The sequence below is a fragment of the Psychrobacter sp. UBA6766 genome, assembly GCF_002453355.1.
In the GTDB taxonomy this organism is placed as follows: domain Bacteria; phylum Pseudomonadota; class Gammaproteobacteria; order Pseudomonadales; family Moraxellaceae; genus Psychrobacter.
In genome coordinates, this window is record NZ_DKGQ01000027.1 from 1 (window position 1) to 2,523 (window position 2,523).

General features: G+C 42.8%; 2 protein-coding genes and 1 pseudogene. 2 read left to right on the forward strand and 1 reads right to left on the reverse strand.

What is annotated here, in order from left to right; all coding sequences use genetic code 11:
* A pseudogene (locus tag B4K26_RS06285) lies at positions 1–280 on the reverse strand (2OG-Fe(II) oxygenase); the annotation flags it as partial.
* Positions 281–420: 140 nt separating this feature from the next.
* Between B4K26_RS06285 and B4K26_RS06290 the strand changes: the two are divergent.
* Positions 421–1,296, forward strand: coding sequence for a 23S rRNA (adenine(2030)-N(6))-methyltransferase RlmJ (locus tag B4K26_RS06290; protein WP_296244226.1), 876 nt, complete (start codon positions 421–423; stop codon positions 1,294–1,296).
* A 10-nt stretch (positions 1,297–1,306) separates the two neighbouring features.
* On the forward strand, positions 1,307–2,248 hold the full coding sequence (gene pssA, locus B4K26_RS06295; protein WP_296244227.1) for a CDP-diacylglycerol--serine O-phosphatidyltransferase: 942 nt from the start codon (positions 1,307–1,309) through the stop codon (positions 2,246–2,248).
* The last annotated feature ends 275 nt before the right edge of the window (positions 2,249–2,523 follow it).

Below are 2,523 nucleotides of genomic sequence, written 5' to 3' on the forward strand. Positions count from 1 at the left end.
AGTCAATAAAACCGCTCTCAGACTGCAGGGCTAACAGCGCTTTATTGTCAAACACCTCATCAATAATCAACCAGCCATCATCTACAAACGTATCTAGCTGTTTATCGGTTAGCTTCTCTTGCCAATCAATATCGAAGTCGGAGAATTGTAATTCATGCTGAGTTGGCGGCGTTTGACTTTCGTCATCGCTAGATGGGTATAGTAGTGGCGGGTTATCCGCTCCAATCGGATGATCGACGACTAACTGTGTCACTTCAAGATTGCTAATAATCTGCGTCATTTTGCCTCGTCGTTATCAATAAACATGTCGGTGACTGTCAATACACAGCCAATCCATGCCTTTTTACCAAAACCATCGTTATCTTTTACCCTGTCTATGCTACCATAGATGCAATTTTTCTTATTTAAACTTTTGAGATTATGAACTATAAACACGCCTATCACGCTGGTAACTTTGCTGATGTTGTTAAACACATTTTATTGATACAACTACTGAATCAATTGGGGCAAAAGAACAAACCTTTTTATGTGCTGGATGCTTACGGCGGTCGCGGCCTGTATTCGCTCGGCAGTGAAGAGGCGCGCAAAACTGGCGAAGCCAAAGGCGGTATCCAAGCCTTAGTAAAAGCTGACGTTGAAAAAGCACCGGCTGCTGTCAAAGACTATATGGAAGGCATTAAGCAAGCGCGTTTTACTTATGATAAAAAAGTCTATCCCGGTTCACCGTGGTGGATTGCGCATCATGTTGAAAAAAATCCTGATGCTGGCGTGCGCGGTGAAGCGTTTGAAGCCAAAGCCAGTGAATACGATGCGCTAAATTATCAGCTTCATAAATTGCCGATTGGCATTCATCATCGCAATGCTTTTGAGGGTATCGCAGCAGTTATTCCGCCAAAAGAAAAGCGTGGTCTTATTTTCCTTGACCCGCCTTACGAGCAAGAACATAAAGACTTCACTCGTTTGATTGATCTATTGGTGCATTCTTATAATAAGTGGCCGCAAGGTACTTATGCGTTATGGTACCCGATTAAAAACATGGAAGCGGTAGAGCTGTTTTACAAAAAGCTAAAACGGACTGAGATGAGACGTCAATTGGTCTGCGAGTTAAACATTTATCCTAACGATATCGCTGTCGGCCTAAATGGTACAGGGTTACTCGTTATCAATCCGCCTTGGCAGTTTGACAATCATGCGCGTGAGATTTTGCGTTTCTTACAGCCACTATTAAAAGTTGCAGATGCACCGGACATGTCTCCCGATAGTGCAACCAATGTGCGCTGGCTGGTTGGCGAATAAGGATATCGTTATGACGACGGATCACTCATCAAGTAACATGGGTAAAGATAGCTTTGCAAAGGACAGTCTGGTAACCGACAAGGTTATGAATGACGGTTTGGTAAAAGAGCCACTATTACAAGATAGTGCTGCCACCCAGCCGCCTTTTGTCGATGAGCACGAATTCAATATTCGCCTAGCGGATAATGACAATTACGATGGCTTGACCTTTGAGGTGATTGAAGCAGAAGTCGCCGAGGGCAAGCGTGTGGTCAGTCGAGGTGTCTATTTAGCGCCCAATCTTATCACCACTTTATCCTTGCTATCAGGTTTTTACTCTATTTTAGCCAGTACCCAAGGCGAGTTTTATAAAGCCTCATTAGCGATTTTCTTATCCACCATTCTTGATGGTGCCGATGGGCGAGTGGCACGTATGCTCAATGCCCAGAGTCCTTTTGGCGAGCAGTATGATTCACTTGCCGATATGCTAGCCTTTGGCGTTGCGCCAGCGATTTTGATTTATAGCTTTGCATTAGAGCCGTTAGGTCGTATTGGTCTTGGTTGCGCCTTCGTCTTTACCGCTTGCGCCGCTTTCCGTCTTGCGCGTTTTAATGTGCAAGTTGGTATTGTCGATAAAAAGTACTTCGTTGGTTTGGCAAGTCCGCTTGCTGCTATCTTAGTTACCGCCGCTGTCATGGTTGCAGTCGATCATAATGAATGGGTCGGGCAATACGATACCGGCATCATGTTCTTATTTGCGGCATGGGTGGTTATCTGCGGCTTATTGATGGTCAGTAACGTCAAATACTATAGCTTTAAAGAGTTCGATAAAAAGAAAGTACCATTTGTTGTGCTTATCATTGGCGTATTGGTCATGAGTATCATCTTATATGATATCCCTGTGGGCATCTTAGCTATTGGTATCATTTATGCATTATCAGGTATCGTAACCACCTTAAAGAGTAAAATGTAAGACTAAAGCTAAAACCTCAGATTTAAATCCTAAACAATCAAGGGGTTAGAAGATGTATCAATTTAAATTTTCAAACCCCCTTGACCCTCTATCAAAAGCGCGTATAATGCCACCCAGTCGAGAGGGAAGGGGTTTAGAAAGTGCTTTAGCGCTGAATAAACAACCATTAGCGAGAAAGAACACATCAAACTACTTTTAAGTAGATTGATAAAACTTTCAAACTAAATAAAATAACTTCTTGACTAATTAAAATAAGCGTCTATAATACGCACCTC

What these genes read in the sequence shown, in the direction of transcription:
- B4K26_RS06290 (WP_296244226.1), top strand. Translation starts at nt 421, where the DNA reads ATGAACTATAAACACGCCTATCACGCTGGTAACTTTGCTGATGTTGTT.
- pssA (WP_296244227.1), top strand. Translation starts at nt 1,307, where the DNA reads ATGACGACGGATCACTCATCAAGTAACATGGGTAAAGATAGCTTTGCA.